Origin of the sequence: Algibacter ulvanivorans, from assembly GCF_048381495.1 — a bacterium.
Taxonomy (GTDB): Bacteria; Bacteroidota; Bacteroidia; order Flavobacteriales; family Flavobacteriaceae; genus Algibacter_B; species Algibacter_B ulvanivorans.
The window spans coordinates 1-291 of the sequence record NZ_JBLWGD010000068.1; the positions used below are offsets into that span (position 1 = coordinate 1).

Here is a 291-nt window from a genome sequence, read left to right on the forward strand (position 1 = left end):
AGTGTTTATTATCTGCTCCAAAGAGAAAAGACATACACTTGGAACCATAATAAGAATACGAAAATAAAGACGAAATACTAAACACAGCAATACAAACCAACAACAAGTACTTCCCTACTCCAGGCATGGCATTGCCAAACGCTGAGGCTGTTAAACTCACACCATTGGCATCGGTAGTTTGCCAGACACCTGTAACTAAAATAGCTAAAGCTGTTAAGGTACACACCACCAAAGTATCAATGGCTGGACCAAGCATGGCCACCAGACCTTCACGAACAGGTTCGTTGGTTT

The 291-nt window shown here is 41.9% G+C and carries 1 protein-coding gene; it reads right to left on the bottom strand.

Annotated features, from left to right (window positions below; translation table 11 throughout):
* A partial coding sequence (locus ACNG5D_RS16000) for an alanine:cation symporter family protein (protein WP_418184529.1) occupies nt 1-291 on the bottom strand: 291 nt, incomplete at both ends.